Source organism: Enterobacter sp. A8 (assembly GCF_004296595.1).
Classification (GTDB): Bacteria; Pseudomonadota; Gammaproteobacteria; order Enterobacterales; family Enterobacteriaceae; genus Enterobacter; species Enterobacter cloacae.
In genome coordinates this window covers 131,712-148,419 of record NZ_SCMF01000005.1, presented here as the reverse complement: position 1 = coordinate 148,419, position 16,708 = coordinate 131,712, and the positions used below count along the sequence as shown (strand labels likewise).

17 protein-coding genes and 1 pseudogene are annotated in these 16,708 nt (G+C 50.1%); 12 read left to right on the top strand and 6 right to left on the bottom strand.

Features of this window, described 5'->3' with window-relative positions:
* Positions 1-132 precede the first annotated feature (132 nt).
* The 4 genes from EQV24_RS18730 to EQV24_RS18710 all read left to right on the top strand — a co-directional run bounded on the left by EQV24_RS18730 (position 133) and on the right by EQV24_RS18710 (position 4,134).
* Complete coding sequence (locus EQV24_RS18730) at positions 133-1,149, top strand: retron St85 family RNA-directed DNA polymerase (RefSeq protein WP_130626922.1); 1,017 nt, start codon at positions 133-135, stop codon at positions 1,147-1,149.
* A complete protein-coding gene (ptuA, locus tag EQV24_RS18725; RefSeq protein WP_130626921.1) occupies positions 1,149-2,792 on the top strand; it encodes a retron Ec78 anti-phage system effector ATPase PtuA in 1,644 nt (547 codons plus the stop codon). Before EQV24_RS18730 ends, ptuA begins: the two co-directional genes overlap by 1 nt.
* Positions 2,792-3,568 (top strand): retron Ec78 anti-phage system effector HNH endonuclease PtuB, encoded by a 777-nt coding sequence (gene ptuB, locus EQV24_RS18720; protein WP_130626920.1) that lies wholly within the window; start codon positions 2,792-2,794, stop codon positions 3,566-3,568. Before ptuA ends, ptuB begins: the two co-directional genes overlap by 1 nt.
* Positions 3,569-3,840: 272 nt before the next feature.
* On the top strand, positions 3,841-4,134 hold the full coding sequence (locus EQV24_RS18710) for a contact-dependent growth inhibition system immunity protein (RefSeq protein WP_013094874.1): 294 nt from the start codon (positions 3,841-3,843) through the stop codon (positions 4,132-4,134).
* A gap of 42 nt (positions 4,135-4,176) precedes the next feature.
* Here EQV24_RS18710 and EQV24_RS18705 read toward each other — a convergent pair whose 3' ends face one another.
* On the bottom strand, positions 4,177-4,368 hold the full coding sequence (locus EQV24_RS18705) for a toxin-antitoxin system HicB family antitoxin (protein ID WP_028028019.1): 192 nt from the start codon (positions 4,366-4,368) through the stop codon (positions 4,177-4,179).
* Positions 4,369-4,493: 125 nt separating this feature from the next.
* Here EQV24_RS18705 and EQV24_RS18700 point away from each other — a divergent pair, with 125 nt between their 5' ends.
* Both EQV24_RS18700 and rhuM read left to right on the top strand, forming a co-directional pair.
* Positions 4,494-4,835 (top strand): SymE family type I addiction module toxin, encoded by a 342-nt coding sequence (locus EQV24_RS18700; RefSeq protein WP_045294542.1) that lies wholly within the window; start codon positions 4,494-4,496, stop codon positions 4,833-4,835.
* Positions 4,836-4,894: 59 nt separating this feature from the next.
* Complete coding sequence (gene rhuM / locus EQV24_RS18695) at positions 4,895-5,932, top strand: RhuM family protein (protein ID WP_130626919.1); 1,038 nt, start codon at positions 4,895-4,897, stop codon at positions 5,930-5,932.
* On the opposite strand, the gene EQV24_RS18690 is transcribed toward rhuM, so the two are convergent.
* The 5 genes and pseudogenes from EQV24_RS18690 to EQV24_RS18670 all read right to left on the bottom strand — a co-directional run bounded on the left by EQV24_RS18690 (position 5,929) and on the right by EQV24_RS18670 (position 9,962).
* Positions 5,929-6,369, bottom strand: coding sequence for a GNAT family N-acetyltransferase (locus EQV24_RS18690; RefSeq protein ID WP_023621008.1), 441 nt, complete (start codon positions 6,367-6,369; stop codon positions 5,929-5,931). The two genes, rhuM and EQV24_RS18690, sit on opposite strands and share 4 nt — an antisense overlap.
* A gap of 107 nt (positions 6,370-6,476) precedes the next feature.
* A pseudogene (locus EQV24_RS18685) lies at positions 6,477-7,475 on the bottom strand (class I SAM-dependent methyltransferase).
* Positions 7,476-7,560: 85 nt separating this feature from the next.
* Positions 7,561-8,448, bottom strand: a complete 888-nt coding sequence (locus EQV24_RS18680; RefSeq protein WP_058661649.1) for a helix-turn-helix domain-containing protein — start codon at positions 8,446-8,448, stop codon at positions 7,561-7,563.
* Between the two features lie 238 nt (positions 8,449-8,686).
* Positions 8,687-9,169, bottom strand: coding sequence for a hypothetical protein (locus EQV24_RS18675; protein WP_013094867.1), 483 nt, complete (start codon positions 9,167-9,169; stop codon positions 8,687-8,689).
* Between the two features lies 1 nt (position 9,170).
* A complete protein-coding gene (locus EQV24_RS18670; protein ID WP_023621014.1) occupies positions 9,171-9,962 on the bottom strand; it encodes a winged helix-turn-helix domain-containing protein in 792 nt (263 codons plus the stop codon).
* Positions 9,963-10,672: 710 nt separating this feature from the next.
* On the opposite strand from EQV24_RS18670, the gene EQV24_RS18665 reads away from it, so the two are divergent.
* From EQV24_RS18665 to EQV24_RS18640, 6 genes are read left to right on the top strand one after another with little or no spacing between them, the layout of a single operon-like run.
* On the top strand, positions 10,673-11,275 hold the full coding sequence (locus EQV24_RS18665; RefSeq protein ID WP_048972229.1) for a LuxR C-terminal-related transcriptional regulator: 603 nt from the start codon (positions 10,673-10,675) through the stop codon (positions 11,273-11,275).
* A gap of 52 nt (positions 11,276-11,327) precedes the next feature.
* The gene (locus EQV24_RS18660) at positions 11,328-11,912 is read left to right on the top strand and encodes a fimbrial protein (protein WP_013094864.1); all 585 of its coding nucleotides are present in this window, start codon (positions 11,328-11,330) and stop codon (positions 11,910-11,912) included.
* A 53-nt stretch (positions 11,913-11,965) separates the two neighbouring features.
* The gene (locus EQV24_RS18655; RefSeq protein ID WP_023621016.1) at positions 11,966-12,643 is read left to right on the top strand and encodes a fimbria/pilus periplasmic chaperone; all 678 of its coding nucleotides are present in this window, start codon (positions 11,966-11,968) and stop codon (positions 12,641-12,643) included.
* Positions 12,644-12,666: 23 nt separating this feature from the next.
* Complete coding sequence (locus EQV24_RS18650; protein WP_095427746.1) at positions 12,667-15,189, top strand: fimbria/pilus outer membrane usher protein; 2,523 nt, start codon at positions 12,667-12,669, stop codon at positions 15,187-15,189.
* Positions 15,180-15,695, top strand: coding sequence for a fimbrial protein (locus EQV24_RS18645; RefSeq protein ID WP_023621018.1), 516 nt, complete (start codon positions 15,180-15,182; stop codon positions 15,693-15,695). Before EQV24_RS18650 ends, EQV24_RS18645 begins: the two co-directional genes overlap by 10 nt.
* Positions 15,695-16,705, top strand: coding sequence for a fimbrial protein (locus EQV24_RS18640; protein WP_130626946.1), 1,011 nt, complete (start codon positions 15,695-15,697; stop codon positions 16,703-16,705). The genes EQV24_RS18645 and EQV24_RS18640 overlap by 1 nt, the downstream gene beginning before the upstream one ends.
* Positions 16,706-16,708: the final 3 nt, after the last annotated feature.

Sequence of the window (16,708 nt, the reverse complement as noted above, 5' to 3'; positions counted from 1 at the left end):
ACGACATTGTGGTTGCGAAAGTCTCGCGACCCAAGTTCGTTAACTCACTTAGGTCGCGAGACTTTCGCTTCCTCTAGTAAAGAGCACAACACAGCCCTTCACCTGAAGGGCTCTAACTCTAGAGTCGATAAAATGGCAACTCTAAAACATCATTTACTCACCAGCCCCTTCGTCGCGGAACAGGCGTTCAGTTTGCTCTCTACCTCCTCGTCTAAAAAAGTGACGAAATTGGATGTGGAAAAATGGCTCACTGTCTCACTTGCAAAGGTGATGGTAAGTGGCCCCAAGATGTATAGAGTTTATACAATACCCAAAAAAAATGGGGGCAAACGTACAATTGCTCATCCGTCAAGAGCTCTCAAGGTGATCCAAAGAGGATTAGTTGAATACTTAAATGATAAATTGCCTGTACATGATGCGGCTTATGCATATAGAAAAAATATCAGTATTAAAGATAATGCGCTTCAACATGTGACAAATCCATATTTTTTAAGAATGGATCTCGCTGACTTCTTTAATAGTATTGATATTCATCTATTTGAGGAGCGGATTGAGAAACATAAAATCCAACTAAGCACAGCAGACAAAGCATTAATCCGTCGTTCTGTGTTTTGGAGTCCCACGAAGACAAATACAGGAACCCTTATTCTCAGCATAGGTGCGCCCTCATCGCCATTAATATCGAATTTCATTATGTTTTCATTCGATGAAACAATTAGTTCGATCTGTGCGCCTCTGAAGATCACATATACGAGATATGCCGATGATTTATTTTTTTCCACTAAGAATAAAAACATACTTTTTAAAATCCCAAGCCTAATCCAATATGTTTTAAGTTCTGAGTTTGGTAAAAAATTAACGATTAATGAAGTTAAAACCAGTTTTTCATCTAAAGCACACAACAGGCATATTGCAGGAGTTACCATTACTAATAATGACACTCTATCTTTAGGCCGAGAGAAAAAAAGGATAATATCGTCAATGATCCATAAATACTCCCTAGGTAAATCTGACGATATTGAACTGGCTAAACTACAGGGGCTTTTATCCTTTTCGAAACATATAGAGCCTTTATTTATCGAAAGAATGAAGAAAAAATATTCAGTTAACTTGGTAGATAAAATAATCTCTGGTCAATGGAGGGAATAATGGAAAGTAAAAATAAAAAAGCAACCAGAACTGTAACTGAAAAAATTGAAGGTGCAGAAAAAGGACATCTGGGGGATATGTATGAAGTTGCAGGATGGATGGAGTCAGGGCGTTATTCTCTAAATACAGATAAAGCTAAAGCTCAAGAATATTACGATCATATAAATGAAAATCTTCAAAAAAAACGACCTTTTTTTACTAGCTTAGAATTAGTAAATTATAAAGGCATTAGAAAAACAGTAAAAAAAATCACCCTTGACCCATACTTGAATATCTTTGTAGGCGTGAATGGCAGCGGAAAAACGACAATAATTGAGTCTATAGTAAAAGCATCTACTTGGCTGGTTAATGGTATTAAAAATAGAGCAAATGGTAAAGGAATCCTTCCTGCCGAAATAAATAACTCTCAAGGTGCAAAAGATTGTGCAATTACAGCAACATTAACTCTTGATGAGAAATCCACATTCACACTCATCTTATATAAAAATAAAAGCAGTACAAATAAGAACAGAAGCTCATTGAGTGAGTTTAAAAACTTAGCCGAAATGTATTATTCACTCAACAGTAAATATAAAGGTGAATCCTGCCTCCCTCTCTTTTGCCACTATTCAGTTAGTAGAGCGTTAGAAATAAAAATAGATGATGAACAAAACAATGGTGAAATTACGGCATTTAATAATTTAGATGGGTACAGCTTTTCATTTGAAGAGTCTAGGAATTTCAAGAATTTAATTAAATGGATGTTGTTTTGTGGCTCTCAAAATAATGATGAAGTTGATGATATCAAAAACAAACTATCTTCTCTTGAAGTTAAATATAATACAACATATGAAATCTACAATTTTTTAGCAGATGAAACTAAAGAAGAATCCTTGATTGGATTGAAGCTTAAAACAGAGTTAGATGAACTTCGCATTAAAATTGCAGAATTACAGTTAATTCTAAATAATATCGATGGTAATATTGTTAGCATTGTTAAGAAAGCAATATATAAATTTATGAGCATCGACAATATAAGAATGAAAGTTGATAAAGATAACGTGTCAATCTTACTTGATAAAAACGGTATAACTATTTCTGCAACTGACCTTTCCCAGGGTGAAAAAGCTTTATTTTCCTTAGTCAGTGATATTAGCCGTAGGCTTATTCTTCTAAACCCAGGAAAAGGTATTAATGCTTTAAAAGGCCATGGCGTTGTAATTATCGATGAAATTGATTTACATTTACACCCGAAATGGCAACAGGAAATCATTGGACAACTTCAGGATACTTTTCCTAACATTCAATTTATTATAACAACTCATAGCCCTCAGGTATTATCAACAGCACCGAGCCATTGCATTAAGGTTATTCGTAATGATGAAAATGGAATGCTAAATATTGTCGAACCTGAATTCTCTCTCGGTTCCGAGTCTGATATGATTCTTGAAGATATATTCCTTGTAAACTCTCGCCCGGAAAATATTGAGCAAGTAAAAATGCTTAACCGGTATAAAGATTTAATAGAACTCGATATGTGGGATACGGATGAGGCTAAAGAATTGAAGGAGGAGCTCGATAAATGGGCAGGTAAACACGATCCAGTAATGAAAAAACTGCAAATGGATATTAGGCTTCGTGAGTTTAGAAGAGGCAAAAAATAATGAAAAAAATAAAAAAAGGGGATGAGCCGAATTTATTATCTATATATAAAAGAGAAAATCCTGACAGTGACTGGAAGAATGGCTTCAGACAAAATGCTGGAGCAGAGGCAAATCAGTCAGTTCGAGATGCGCTAAAAAAAGAACAATTTGGTTTATGCGTTTATTGTGAAATAGACCTTAAAGATGCTGGAGGAATTGGATATGATGATTTTAGAGTAGAACATTTCTTTCCGGAAAATCCAAAGACTGGTGAGTCAAGAGATGACGGTATAAATTATGCTTTGCACTGGCCAAACTTATTTGGATGTTGTACTGGAGGGAACGTACCACATGTTGTGGAGAGCCAGGAAAGGTATAGCAACCCACATACTCATTGTGATGTACCAAAAATGAATAATGATTGGACAGCAATTATCCTCGACCCTACTGCAGATATACCAGCATTTCCATCGCTTTTTGAGTTTAATGAGAAGGGAACTATTTCTGTATCTGATAGTTGTCCACTAGAAATTAAGGAAAAAGCCAATAAAACTATTGAATACTTAAAACTCAACACAAAAAAAATTGAAAGATTTAGAAGCGCCACAATACAAAAAATAAGAGATGAATTACTTTCATTTTCCGAAGAAAATCTTCCTTCAGCTTTGAATGAGTTGGCTGAAGCTTACCTTTGTCCGGATAATCACGGTAAGCTATCTCCTTTTTTTTCTACAATCAGATGGTATCTTGGTCAGGCTGCAGAGGATGTTTTACGACAATCAGAATATAATGACTAATATTAAAATATAATTTATGGGTTTGATGATATTTAATCATCATAATGATTTTTTCATCCAATATTTTAGCCCGTATATTACATTCATATCGGTAATACTTCAAATTGCATGTTGCCCGAGTCGTTTCATGTCTATAAGGCTTGGGCTGCATTGTTGCTTAAGCATGCAAATTTAAGTTTATTGGGTATAACAGCATTAATTATTTGAGCTGAAAGAATATAATGGTAAGCCTTACTATATCCTTACTGCATTCCCGACCCCGTAGGTGAATTATGCAAAATTTCTATCATCTTGATCAGTTGATTCATGGTTACTTCAATCAGGACTATGACCTCATTAATGATGGTGAGGATACAATTGAGGGAATAATTGGGCTATTTAAAAAGACGGCACCTGGTTGGTTGTTAAAAGAGTTAGCCGAAGAGATTGATACTTTCATTGAGTGTTACGGAGACAAGCTGGATGATGAGTTCAAAAGCCGATATGGATTTGATTTTTCGCCCGAGCTGTGGGAGACGACCTCTTACGACTTCCTGATGACGGTGCGCAGACTTGCCCTTGCTTAGCAACCGCGACTCATTGTCGAAGTGCGATGAACCCGTAGTGAATTATCCCTTTGGCTCCAGGCCTTTTCGTCGTAAAGCCTCCCTCGCCAGTTCCTTCAACCAACTGGCGAGACTCACCCCTTCCTCAGCCGCCACGGCATCCAACTGCTCCTTCAACGCCGGATCAATACGCATCTTAAATTGCGGGGACTGCCCACCGCCTTTTGGTTTTTTTTCGCGCGATATGATTGACATGAGGCCACCTATCCATCTACTCTGAACCATATAGGAGGCCACCTAAACCTCCTCTACTAGCAACGCTCCGATGTGCGGGAACACAACAGGAGCGTCTAACCTCACCAACTATCAAGGAGTTGATTATGGCTGATTCGCATTCTACCCCAGACACCGACCAATCCGGAACCGAGCGTTCGTTAATTGTGGGATACCGCCCGAATGTTTTCGACAAATCCACGCCCAATATCATTCTGTCCGGCAAATGGCTACGCGCGGCAGGGTTTGAAACCGGACATCAGGTGACCGTAAAGGTGATGAAAGGGTGCATTGTTCTGGTAGCGTATAACGAGCAGGAGCAGAGGTTGCAGGATGATTATAAACAGACGAAAGCAAAGCTCACTGAGATTGAGGACGCGCTTGCGGCGATCCAAGCTCAGCATCATGGAAAGCGCCTCGCAAAATCAAATACAAACCACCTGGCTTAGCGGCTGTTTCTGGCATACTACACGCTGGTAAGGTTAATTACTCAAAAGAGGGAGGCGACATGGCAGATCAAAACGTAATCCACTCTCCGGCTGGCGAATTTATTATGTTTGCCAGCGATGATGGAACTGTTCGCATCACATGTCGCTTTGAACATGAAACGCTCTGGCTGTCGCAAGCAGCCATAGCGGCTCTTTATCAGGTCACTCCTCAAGCCATTACACAGCATATTAAAGCTATTTACGAAGAGGGTGAGCTTGAACAAAAAGCAACTTGTAAGGCTTACTTACAAGTTCAGCAAGAAGGTCAGCGCAAGGTTAATCGCAACACACTTCACTATAGCCTGCCCGTCATTCTCGCCATCGGCTATCGCGTCCGCTCCACGCGAGGGACACAGTTCCGCCAGTGGGCCACCCAAACGCTGCAGGAATATCTGGTAAAAGGCTTCGTTATGGACGACGAGCGCCTGAAAAACCCGCCTGTGGGATCATCCGCCGTACCTGACTATTTCGATGAAATGCTGGAACGCATTCGCGATATACGGGCCAGCGAACGCCGGGTTTATCTCCGTGTGAGGGAGATTTTTGCATTAGCCGCTGACTATCAGCCGTCACTTAAAGAAACCACGCAATTCTTCCAGACCATCCAGAATAAACTGCATTTTGCCTGCACCGGCCTTACCGCCGCTGAGTTGATTCACCAGCGTGCGGACGCCACGCAACCGTATATGGGGCTGACCAGCTATAAAGGCGAAGAAGTCCGTAAAAGCGATGTCACCACAGCAAAAAATTATCTGTCTCAGGATGAAGTCAGCGAACTAAATCGTGTCGTTAATATGTGGCTCGACTTTGCTGAAGATCAGGCCAAACGCCGCAAGCAGGTATTTTTACGAGACTGGCAAACCAAACTCGATCAGTTCCTGCAATTTAACGACCGGGACGTTTTAGAAGGCGCAGGCAAAATCAGCAAAAAAGCGGCGGATGAAAAGGCGTGCTCAGAATACATCGAGTATGAAAAGAAGCAGCGCCTGCTGAAAGAAGCCGAGGGTGAGAGAGATATTGTCGGCTTATTAAAATGGGATAAGCAGGCTAAGCGCTAATCCCGATTCAACCGCATATGCAGCAACGGAAACGGATTCCCCTGCCCATCAACCTCTGAGCGGCCGACCTGCACAAACCCCATATGGCGATAAAACGCGACGCCCTGCGGGTTTTGCTCATTCACATCCACTTCGTTTACACCAAACTCTGCGATGGCATAGTGCAGCAGTAATTTCCCCACGCCCTTTCCCCGGCTCGCATCATCAACAAACAGCATTTCAATGCGGTTTTCATCCACGCCTAAAAAGCCGTGGATAACACCTGCATCATCGCGGGCCATCACGACGGTGAGGTTTGGCAGATACGCGTTGAGCAATAGCGGGCGCAGAGCCGCGATATCGCTTTCCTGTAAAAAGTGATGGGTGGCGCGAACGGAGGATTCCCAGATTGCGACCAGGCGTTCGAAGTGTGAGGGATGTGCGGTTTCTATTTTCATGAGGGGATCATGTTTGGAAAACCGAACTAATGCAAGTCACGCTGTGCGTGCTGCTCCCCCTCACCCTAACCCTAACCCTCTCCCACAGGGAGAGAGAACCGATCGCGCTAAACCTTCACCTCCATCACCGCGTACACCCCATCCTTTGGCACCACCACGGTGACATTCTCCACCGGCACGCCCGCCGCGAGGTGGATATCCTGCAATTGCTGCAACGACCTGGGGTGAATGTCCTCCCAGCCAATACCGCGCAGCACAAAGTCGATCTGCGGGCTGCTGGTCAGCATATTCGACACAATCACCGCCCCGCCGGGCTTCACCAGCCGCAGCGCGCGCTGCAGGAAAGTCACCGCATCGGTATCGTTGAAGTACTCAAATATACCCAGCGCGTCGACCAGTTCGGCCTGATGCTCACCCAGCTCCAGCAGTAAATCGTCGTTACGCACCAGCGTATGTAGCAGGTTGCGCCTGAGCAGCGTCAGCTGTTCGCCCACAACCAGCCCCTCCTGCGCGGCCATGGTCTCGGCTCAGCTCAGCGCGACGGGGTCTTTATCTACCAGCGTCAGGTACACCTGTTGGCCGTCGAGCTTTGCGTTGCGCAGCGCCTCCAGCACGGGAATGGCCGCTCCGCTGGCCAGGCTCACCCAGTTGTTCTCGCTCTCGTTATGGATGTACTTCTCTACCAGTTCAGCCAGCACTTTTGCGCGGGAGCGCACGCCGATGGCGTCGTTAGCGTGAATAAACCACTGGCGGCTGTCGCTGTCCATTTTCGTGCCTTCGGGGAGGCGGTCCTCCAGCGGATTTTGCACCACAAACAGCGCCAGCGCAGTGGGAACCAGCCGGGCGCGCCACGCGAGAAGCGCAGGCCGGTTGCGAAAAGCCTGTTCGGAGTAACGGTTCTGCGGGACAAGCACCGCATGCCCGCCCTCTTCGTATTCAATCAGCGGAGGGCGAAGCGCCGGGTCGGCTTTCAGCGCCTGGTTAAGCGCGTTGATCTCCCGGGCAGTCTCGTCTTTCATCGGCCACTGGTCGCTGACATCAGGAAATGAGGCGCTGAAAATGGTCATATTTCCCGGTGCGCTGCCGCGAAAAGGCTGCCAGTTCATGTCATCGTCCCCCCGTTGGGCTTTTAACGGAAGTGTATCCAGGCAAACCAGTAATACCCTACGAAGAAAGCACGAAATCGGGGCATTAGCTCTGCGACGTGCGCCACACCCCAGGCGTACAGCCGTACTCAAGCTGGAAATGACGGATAAAATGGGCGCAGTCGCTAAAGCCCATCCGCCGCGCAATGTCCGTGACGCTTTGCTGCGAGTTCTTCAACAGCCAGCAGGCATAGCGCAGTCTGGCGCTGCGGATAAATTCACGTGCCGTTTTACCAAACTCAGCATGAAACAGGCGATTAAGCTGACGCTCGCTCAGCTTGACGTCCTGGGCCAGCCCGGCGGCGCTAAGCGGGCGTGTCAGGTACTGTTCGATGATCATGACCGCTCTGCGCAGCCGCGAGTCCGGGATCAGCGCAATATTGGCAGGCCGTGGGGTAGTAACGGCGTGCGGTGAGAGCGATAAACGCCGTGACGTGGTGGCGGCAATATCGTCGCCCGCATGGGCGCGAATCAGCGCCGTGGTTAGCGTCAGCGTCGAGATCCCGCCCGGGCAGGTCAGCACATCGCCTTCATCGATAAAATCCAGCCCCTGCTCGGCATAAACCTGCGGAAACCGTTGCGTGAAGACGTCATGATGATAAGGATGGATCGAGGCGCGCCGCTCATTGAGGATCCCCTCTTCCGCCAGGATAAAGCTCCCGGTGCCAATACCGATCAGCGGAATGGCGTTGTGATGCGCCTCTGCAAGAAATGCCCGGTCGTCCTGGAGCCCCTTATCCAGATCCTCCAGGCTTCCGCCAATCACGGCAATATAGTCGTATTCCCCCGGAGTAAGATGCGCGGCTTCAGGCTGTACGCTAATACCGGCGCTGCTGGTGATGGGCAATTCCGCCCGGGTGCTTATCAGACTGAGTTTGAACGCGATTTTCTGTCTGGTTTTTTGTACACAGGACGCCGTACGTAACGCCTCCATTAACCCCGATAGGGCTAATAACGAAAAATGGGGCCACAGAAATAAACCGATATGCAGGGGTTTATTTCGTGCAGAACCACGCCTGCATGAGTCATCAATTAAAGTTTTCATTACCTTGCCAAAAAATATTAATTACATTATCGCAACATATTGTGTTGCTCTTATATTACTCTAAGATATTTCTTAGCGGTTCAATAAAGTATAAATGATGACCACAAAACAGCAACGCTTTTCCCGTTCAGCCCTCCGTTTTTGAGGGGTGGCACACATAGGTCGGTAACGTCCCCAGAATGAATAAATAATTATCATTCTGCTGTTTCTTAATTCGCATATAAATACTCTCGTTGGGGTAGATGAAAAATAACGGTTCGTACTTCTCCAGCCAGCTGTCGCTCACGTCATCATCGGGGAATTTGATATTGCGGACAGATCGCATGTAATAGACATTATCTTTGCGCTCTACCTGAAAGAATATTTTACGATTAAAGGTCTTACCCGGATCGCTCTTCACCCGACCGTTCATGCTGAGCGTGCCGTTGTTACCGTCCACCGTATAATTTAGCCACAGGGTCAGTGTCTCTTCAGGATGGTGCTGAATAAAGTTCACCTGACAGGCAAAAGGGTGAATGTAATAACGCTGCCACAGATAATAGCCAGCGGCTAACGCCCCCACCAGCAGGCACAAACAGAGCGTTAACAGCGTTTGACGGTAACGAGCCATATTAATGATCCTGAATAAAGTAATCTGACATACAACGGTTTGGTTCCGTCATTGCCCGGTCGCAGCGGATCACCGAAGCACGCGGCAACAGGCTATATCCACTGATATAGATCCAGGGATAACTGCTGCATTCATCTTTAAATGGCGCAGCATAGGCCAGCGCTTTTTCCCTGTCCTGCGGCGTCTCGATATCGCGGGCAAAATAGAGCCGACACTCTCCCATCATTGTCGTGAAGCGGTAACCGTCCACAAAATAGTTGTCATGCGGCCGGCTATAGCTGATGACGCTCACGCTAATGATTAACAGCAGCGCCAGCAGTGCGCCCCCCAGCCAGAAGCGTCGTTTCGCAACCGGAGCAACGGGAGTGACAGGAGCCACGGGCTGCGGCACGCCATCCTCTTCCTGAACGGTCTGGACCGGTGCTTCTGGCTCTGCCGAGGGCAACTGCGCCTCTTTAATCGTAATTTGCGTATCGCTTGCCAGCGTCAGGCCAATACGGGGGATCGTGACGATTGGATCGGTTTCAAACCCGGCTTTTTTCAGCCCCTTACGCAGAATAGAGATATTCTGGTAATAGGTATTCGGCGACACCATCATTCCCCGACGCTGCCAGACAATGTCCATACACTCCTGTTGAGTGACAATACTCCCGGCTCTTTCAATCAATAACAGCAAACAACGTCCGGCAGGCGAGTTTAATACCACCACCTGTTCAGGATTATTGAGGTCGCGTAATGTGCTGGCCGCAGGATGAAACTCGACGATGCCATTAATGATATAATACTTATGCATAAGACTCGTTAAATACCTCCTGTAAACGCCGGTTTAAGGATTAATGTGACCGATAAACCCGCGTCTGTATATCCTGGCGCCTGGCGAAAAATCTTATTTTTATTTTTTCTTAACCGCTTATCTGAAGTTCTCTTAACCGCCTTTTTGGCCATATGAGATCTGGCAAAGCACCTGAAAATGCCTCATGCTACCTTTCCCCACGCGGACTTGACACTGACAAAACTCGACAAAACGGCGAATTGAACGCTTCGGCCATCCGTGTCTGAATTATTCAGAGACCTTTATTCACTTTTTCCGAGGAAACCAGACAAGACGCGGCCTGCCGGCATTTTTAGTCATCTCATACTCGTCTAAAAGCCCCGTCATAATTAACAGTTTCACCCTGAAATTGTTATCAGAAGTAAGTAACAGGGCCGAATACCTGACATCACCAGACAATTTCCTTACAAAACATTTAGTAAAGCCAACTTTTCATTAAAAAGTGTCGGTATGATTAATTACAGGCAAATATGAGGCAGCCGGTACGGCAGGGAGATAATGAAGAAATCCGTTTAGCTCAACTTAATACAAATTAAGATTAATTCAGATTACCTGTTTCGCACTATCCGTATAGTGACTCCATACCGTGCAATGCTTAATTGCTTCGAAAATACAGGCATCGTTCTGCCAGACGGGCGAGCCTCATTACAATTATAAATCGAGGGAATAACATGGCGAATAAAACCGGAAATAAACGTCATTTAACAACCGCACTGTTGGGAGGCGATCACTTTTCACGTCAGGGGATCGCCGCGGTATTAAAAAACATGGTTCCTGAAATACAGATAATAGCATCAAGCGATGATTATTCATTAATGGAAACCGTGTGTTTAACCACCCCCGTTGATGTCATTTTTTTATCCGGCACGGAAAAGTATCACGCGGGATTTGATTGCCTGAAATATATAAAAAACATCAAATCCCGCCAGCCTGACGTCCTTATTTGTATGTATTCCGCGCCAGCGAATTCCTGGCTGTGGATACGCGGCGATATAGATGCCTATATCTCGCTGCAGGAGCCACTTTATCACTGGCGAGCCAGCTTATTAAAAATGGTCGATAGCCGATATCGCCCAAAAAAGAAACCCACGGCGTTATCGCTGACGCCGGGCGAATGGCGAGTATTGAAGGATCTGCGAAAAGGTCTGGATATGCGTTATATCGCCGAAACAGAGCAGCTTTCTTACCGCCGCGTCAGCGCGTTAAAAAGCTCAGCGATAAGAAAACTTGGGCTCAGAAATAAGACAGATTTGCTGGTCTTTTTAACCAGTTAGATCTGTCGACCAAGAGCACAACCCGACATAACGACAACATGGAATCAGGACAATGAAAGCTCAATTTAAAACGAAAACACTGCTTGCCGTCGCCGTTGCGGCAGTACTGCCAGCAGGGTCGGCGTTCGCTGCAACCACCAGCGGCGGTACGGTGAACTTCAGCGGCAAGGTGGTGACGTCGGCCTGCGCCATCAGTGCTGGCAGCGCCAACATTGATGTCGACATGGGCGAAGTGCGTACCGCCACGCTGGCCGCAGCAGGCAGCGAAGCCAGCACCGCGAAAGCCTTCTCCATCACCCTGGAAGATTGCGAAATCGCCGATACCTCCGCCTCAACGGAAGACAATCCGATTGCCGCCACCACCGTGGCCGTGACCTTCACCGGTACGCCGGATGCGGCCGATGCCAACAGCCTGGCCGTTGGCGCAAACGGCGGCGCTAACTCGGCGCAGCACGTTGCGATTCGCCTGTACGACGAGCAGGGCAAGGTGGTGAAGCTGGGTGAACCTGCCGCCGCCATTCCTCTGCGTGCGGGGGCCAACACCCTGAACTTCAGCGCGAAATATTACTCACCGCAGGGCAACGCCACGGCGGGTGATGCCAGCGCGGTTGCAACCTACACCGTTACCTACTCGTAATTTTCAGGCCCGGTTCGCTGGCCGGGCCTGACTCAGCTTTAAGGAGACGCACCATGCGCGCAAAAGCAGGGATCTGTCTGGCTATTTCATTATGTTCATCCGCCGCATATGCAGGCGGCGTAGGGCTGGGCGCCACGCGAATGGTTTACTCCAGCACTACCAACCAGTCCATGCTGCAGGTCAGGAACACTCATCCCGACGCCACGTTCCTGATCCAGTCATGGATGGAAAACGAAAAAGGGCAAAAAACCAACGACTTCGTTATTACGCCGCCGCTGTTCGTCATGAAACCGGCCAGCGAAAGCGCGGTGAAAATCATGTTTAACGGTAAAGCCCTGCCAGAGGATCGCGAAACGCTCTACTGGATGACGGTGAAAGCCATTCCACAGCAGACCAAAAGCGGTTCCGGCAATTCGCTGCAGTTTGCTTCGGCAAACCGCATCAAGGTGTTTTATCGCCCGGAGAGCCTTGGGCAAGGCGCAGGTGACGCCTGGAAAAGCCTGACCGGAGCCTATCGCGGCGGAAAGGTCACGCTCAGCAACCCAACGCCGTACTACCTCACCACCATCAACCTGAAAATCGATGGCATGCCGGTACAGCCGGTGATGGTGCCGCCGAAATCCAGCGTAACGCTGGGCGAAACCTTCAGCCACGCCAGCAGCGTGAGCTACCAGACCATTAACGATTACGGCGCATGGACGCCCGCGACACGCGCGGCATTGTCCCAATAATCCCGACTGTGAGGCGTGACCACGTGAAAAGAAAAATCCTGTGTGCCACGGTGATCTCCCTGGTAATTCGGCAGGCCATGGCGGCTGAAAGCGCGTTGCAATTTAACCCTGCGTTCCTCAACGGTGAGAGCGCCAACAGCGCCGATCTCGCCTGGGTCAACGCCGGGAGCGCATTGCCGCCGGGCGATCACAACCTCAACGTGTATATCAATAACAACTATGCGTTCACCGGCAATATCACGTTCCGCACCGCTGAAAATACAGGGGAAGCCCTGCCATGCCTCACGCCTGAACAGATCGCGGCGCTGGGCATCGACAGCCAGCAGGCGAAAGGCGGCGCACTGCCGCTCGCGCAGCGCTGCATTTTTCTGACGGAGGCGTTTGCCGATACCCGGTTTGATTTTGACCAGCAGACGCTCTCCCTCAGCTTCACCGTACCGCAGAGCGCGATGCGCAATTTGCCGCGCGGGTATGTCAGCCCGGAAAGCTGGGAAGCGGGCATTCCTGCCGCGTGGCTGAACTATGTAGTAAACGGCTCGAACAATGACTATCAGGGCGAGACGCGCACGCGCGACCAGCAGCTGTTTGCGAGCCTGAACAGCGGCATCAATCTCGGCGCGTGGCGGCTGCGTGATTTCACCACGTGGACCAAAGATACTAACGAACTTACCCACGTGCAGACCTGGCTGCAGCGGGATATTCCCGCCCTGAACGCGCAGGTTTACGCCGGGGAAACGTATACCTCCGCCCAGGTGTTCGACGCCGTGGGCCTGCGTGGCATTGCCCTGAAAACCGATGACAATATGCTGCCTGCTAGCCTGAGCGGCTATGCGCCGGAAGTGCGCGGCATCGCCCGCAGCAACGCCACGGTGACGGTTCGCCAGAACGGTAACATCATTTATCAAACCTCAGTGCCGCCGGGGGCGTTTGTGCTGAAAGATCTCTACCCGACCTCTTCCGGGGGCGATCTCGCGGTCACGATCCAGGAGAACGACGGCAGCCAGACGCAGTACACGCTTCCGTATGCCAGCGTGCCAAACCTGGTGCGTAACGGACAGCTGAAATATGCCCTGGGGGCAGGGAAATATCGTCCGATGGGCCATCAGGATGCGCCCTCTTTCGCGCAGGGCGAACTGTTCTACGGCTGGCGTTATGGCCTGACATTTTACGGTGGGGCGCAGTTTGCCGATCGCTATAACGGTCTGGCCTTCGGGATTGGGCAGAACCTGGGGCGCTTTGGCGCGTATTCCATCGACCTGACCCACGCCCGCAGCCAGCTGGCGGACGACCAGCACTACACCGGCGATTCCGTGCGCCTGCGTTACAGCAAGCTGCTGAATGATATCGGCACGCGGGTTAATTTTTTCTCGCTGCGCTACTCAACGAAAGGGTTTTATACCCTGAGCGATACCACGTACAAGGGCATGGCGGGCGGATCCCCAAAGCAGATTGTGGAAGACGATGGCACCGTCACCACCCACTACGACACGGTATATAACCTGCGCATGTCGCGTAAGGCCAAAAACCAGCTGCTGCTGTCACAGCCGATGGGGCAATACGGTTCGCTGTCGCTGTCGTGGGATCAGCAAACCTACTGGAACACGTCGAAAACCACGCAAAGTTTGCAGTTCGCGTGGAATGCCACGTTTCGTAACGTGTCGCTTGGCGTCAGCGTTCAGCGCAGCTCTAGCCTGTATGACGACAAAAAAGATAACGTGCTGGCGATGTCACTTTCGGTGCCGCTGGGCAACCCGGCGCTGTCGACCCGCGCCCGCTTTACCACCACCCATGCGGATTCAACCGGCACTACGGCCAGTACCGGCGTGAGCGGTTATCTGCCGGGCCAGGAGAACCTGTTTTACAGCGTCAACCAGCGCTATAGCGCGCAGCAGCACTACGGCGGCGACGCCACGCTGCAATACGAAGGCGCAAAAGGAGACTACAACCTGGGCTACAGCTACACCCGCTCATCCCGCAACCTCAGCTACGGGATGAGCGGCGGGGCGGTGCTGCATGAAGATGGTCTGACGCTGAGCCAGCCGCTCGGCAACACCAACATTCTGGTGAAAGCCCCGGGCGCCAGTGACGTTGCCGTGCTTAACCACAAGGGTATCAAAACCGACAGCCGGGGCTACGCGGTGATCCCCTACGCCACGCCGTACCGCGTGAACCAGGTCGCGCTGGATGTCACAACCGCAGGTAATGACGTGGAGCTGGAGAATGCCATCGTCAACAAAACGCCGACCGACGGTGCGCTGGTTCGCGCCACCCTTGTCACACGCCAGGGGAAAAAAGCGATGTTTGTCGTGCACCGCGGCAACGACGTGCTGCCCTTCGGCACGCTGGTCTCACTGAACGATGACAAAACCAGCGGCATCGTCGGCGACGGCGGCAGCCTGTATCTGTCGGGGTTAACCGAGCGAGGCACGTTGAGTGCCGTATGGGGGCGCAACAGCGACCAGCGCTGCACCATCAACTACGCGTTGAACAAGCAGAGCTATAACGCCCGCACCGGGCTCTATTCACAGGAGGTGGTATGTCAGTAACGCTTCGGACGTTCAGCATCGCTTTGCTGATCTTCACGTTCCCGGTTCGCGGCTATGACGTGCTGGTTTCCGTCACCGGGAATTTGATCGGCAACACCTGCGTTGTCGCGGCGGACTCTAAAGAGCAGGACGTTCCGCTGGGCACCATCGGGATTAAACAATTCCCCCGTGCAGGCGCGGTCAGCAATATCAAAACGCCCTTCACGATCAGGCTTGAAGCGTGCGGGCCAACCTTTGCCGGGGTCAAAATCCGCTTCAGCGGCACGCCGGATAACGACAACCCGCAGCTGGTGAAAATTGCCGACGGCGGCGCCACCGGCGTGGCGGTGCAGATCCTCGATAAAGACGGCGGGCTGATCCCCCTCGACACGCAAACCACCGCCCGGGGCACGCCGGGCGATGACAGCGTAGAGATGACCTTCTACGCTCGGCTGGCCGCCACGGGCGCGCCGGTGAATGCCGGAGACGTCTCCGCCTTTGCCACCTGGACCACGGAGTATCAATGATGCGTTTATTCTTGTTTATTAGCGGATTACTGCTCTGCGCCAGCGCACAGGCGATGGAATGGAAATCAGATATCACCCTCTCCCCGCAGCCGATGACCTACAGCGGCCCGGCAGATTCAGTTATGCCGGGGAGCATTATCGGCTCCACCTGGAGCGCCTCCGTCAGCGTGCAACAGGTGTTCTGGTGTGGGTTTGTTTTTCACTGCACTAAAAGCACGCTGGAGCCGAGCAGCAGCGCGATCTCAAGCGGGATGACGGTCACCGTCGACGGGGTGAACTACACCATTTTTGAAACCGGCGTTCCAGGCGTGGGTTATATCATCGGGCTGAAGGATTTTAATGGGACCAAATACATTCCCCTGCAAACCGGTGTGACGCAGAGCTATCCGGCAGAAGGCACCAGTACAAGCACCCAGGATCTGGGGTGGTCGGCAAAGGTCACCTTCATAAAAACCGGCGTCGCCCTGAAATCCGGCGTGTATCAAATTCCGACTATCAACGCCGCGGTGCTAACCGCCTATAACAACGAGGTCAAAACGGCAAAGGTCATCATTAACCCCACCACCATCACCGTGACGGCGAGCGGCTGTACGGTGGGCACCAAAAGCGCGAACGTCGATCTGGGTACGATCGATATCCGCACGTTGACCACCGTGGGCAGTACATCGCCTTCGGGTGCGTTTAACGTCAGCCTGACCTGTGACGCGAACGTCGCGGTGAGCGCGGTGATGACCGATCAGACCACGCCGTCAAACACCTCGTCGGTGGTGACGCTGACCGGCGACTCCACCGCGTCCGGCGTAGGGGTGCAGTTTTTCTATAACGGCACCGGCCCGCTGATGATGGGGCCGGACAGCTCGGCGGCGGGCACAACTAATCAGTTCTTTATCCAGAGCACCATTGCGGCACAAACCCTGTCGCTGCCGTTCCAGGCGCAATACATCCGAACCGGCGAACTGGTCCCCGGCTCGGCGAACGCGCTGGCAAGCATTACGTTCTCGTACCAGTAGGGG

Coding starts and splice junctions, on each gene's coding strand:
- ptuA (WP_130626921.1), top strand. CDS start 1,149: ATGGAAAGTAAAAATAAAAAAGCAACCAGAACTGTAACTGAAAAAATT.
- EQV24_RS18700 (WP_045294542.1), top strand. CDS start 4,494: ATGGCTGATTCGCATTCTACCCCAGACACCGACCAATCCGGAACCGAG.
- EQV24_RS18640 (WP_130626946.1), top strand. CDS start 15,695: ATGCGTTTATTCTTGTTTATTAGCGGATTACTGCTCTGCGCCAGCGCA.
- ptuB (WP_130626920.1), top strand. CDS start 2,792: ATGAAAAAAATAAAAAAAGGGGATGAGCCGAATTTATTATCTATATAT.
- EQV24_RS18710 (WP_013094874.1), top strand. CDS start 3,841: ATGCAAAATTTCTATCATCTTGATCAGTTGATTCATGGTTACTTCAAT.
- EQV24_RS18645 (WP_023621018.1), top strand. CDS start 15,180: ATGTCAGTAACGCTTCGGACGTTCAGCATCGCTTTGCTGATCTTCACG.
- EQV24_RS18670 (WP_023621014.1), bottom strand. CDS start 9,962: ATGCATAAGTATTATATCATTAATGGCATCGTCGAGTTTCATCCTGCG.
- EQV24_RS18665 (WP_048972229.1), top strand. CDS start 10,673: ATGGCGAATAAAACCGGAAATAAACGTCATTTAACAACCGCACTGTTG.
- EQV24_RS18680 (WP_058661649.1), bottom strand. CDS start 8,448: ATGGAGGCGTTACGTACGGCGTCCTGTGTACAAAAAACCAGACAGAAA.
- EQV24_RS18655 (WP_023621016.1), top strand. CDS start 11,966: ATGCGCGCAAAAGCAGGGATCTGTCTGGCTATTTCATTATGTTCATCC.
- EQV24_RS18705 (WP_028028019.1), bottom strand. CDS start 4,368: ATGTCAATCATATCGCGCGAAAAAAAACCAAAAGGCGGTGGGCAGTCC.
- EQV24_RS18660 (WP_013094864.1), top strand. CDS start 11,328: ATGAAAGCTCAATTTAAAACGAAAACACTGCTTGCCGTCGCCGTTGCG.
- rhuM (WP_130626919.1), top strand. CDS start 4,895: ATGGCAGATCAAAACGTAATCCACTCTCCGGCTGGCGAATTTATTATG.
- EQV24_RS18730 (WP_130626922.1), top strand. CDS start 133: ATGGCAACTCTAAAACATCATTTACTCACCAGCCCCTTCGTCGCGGAA.
- EQV24_RS18675 (WP_013094867.1), bottom strand. CDS start 9,169: ATGGCTCGTTACCGTCAAACGCTGTTAACGCTCTGTTTGTGCCTGCTG.
- EQV24_RS18690 (WP_023621008.1), bottom strand. CDS start 6,369: ATGAAAATAGAAACCGCACATCCCTCACACTTCGAACGCCTGGTCGCA.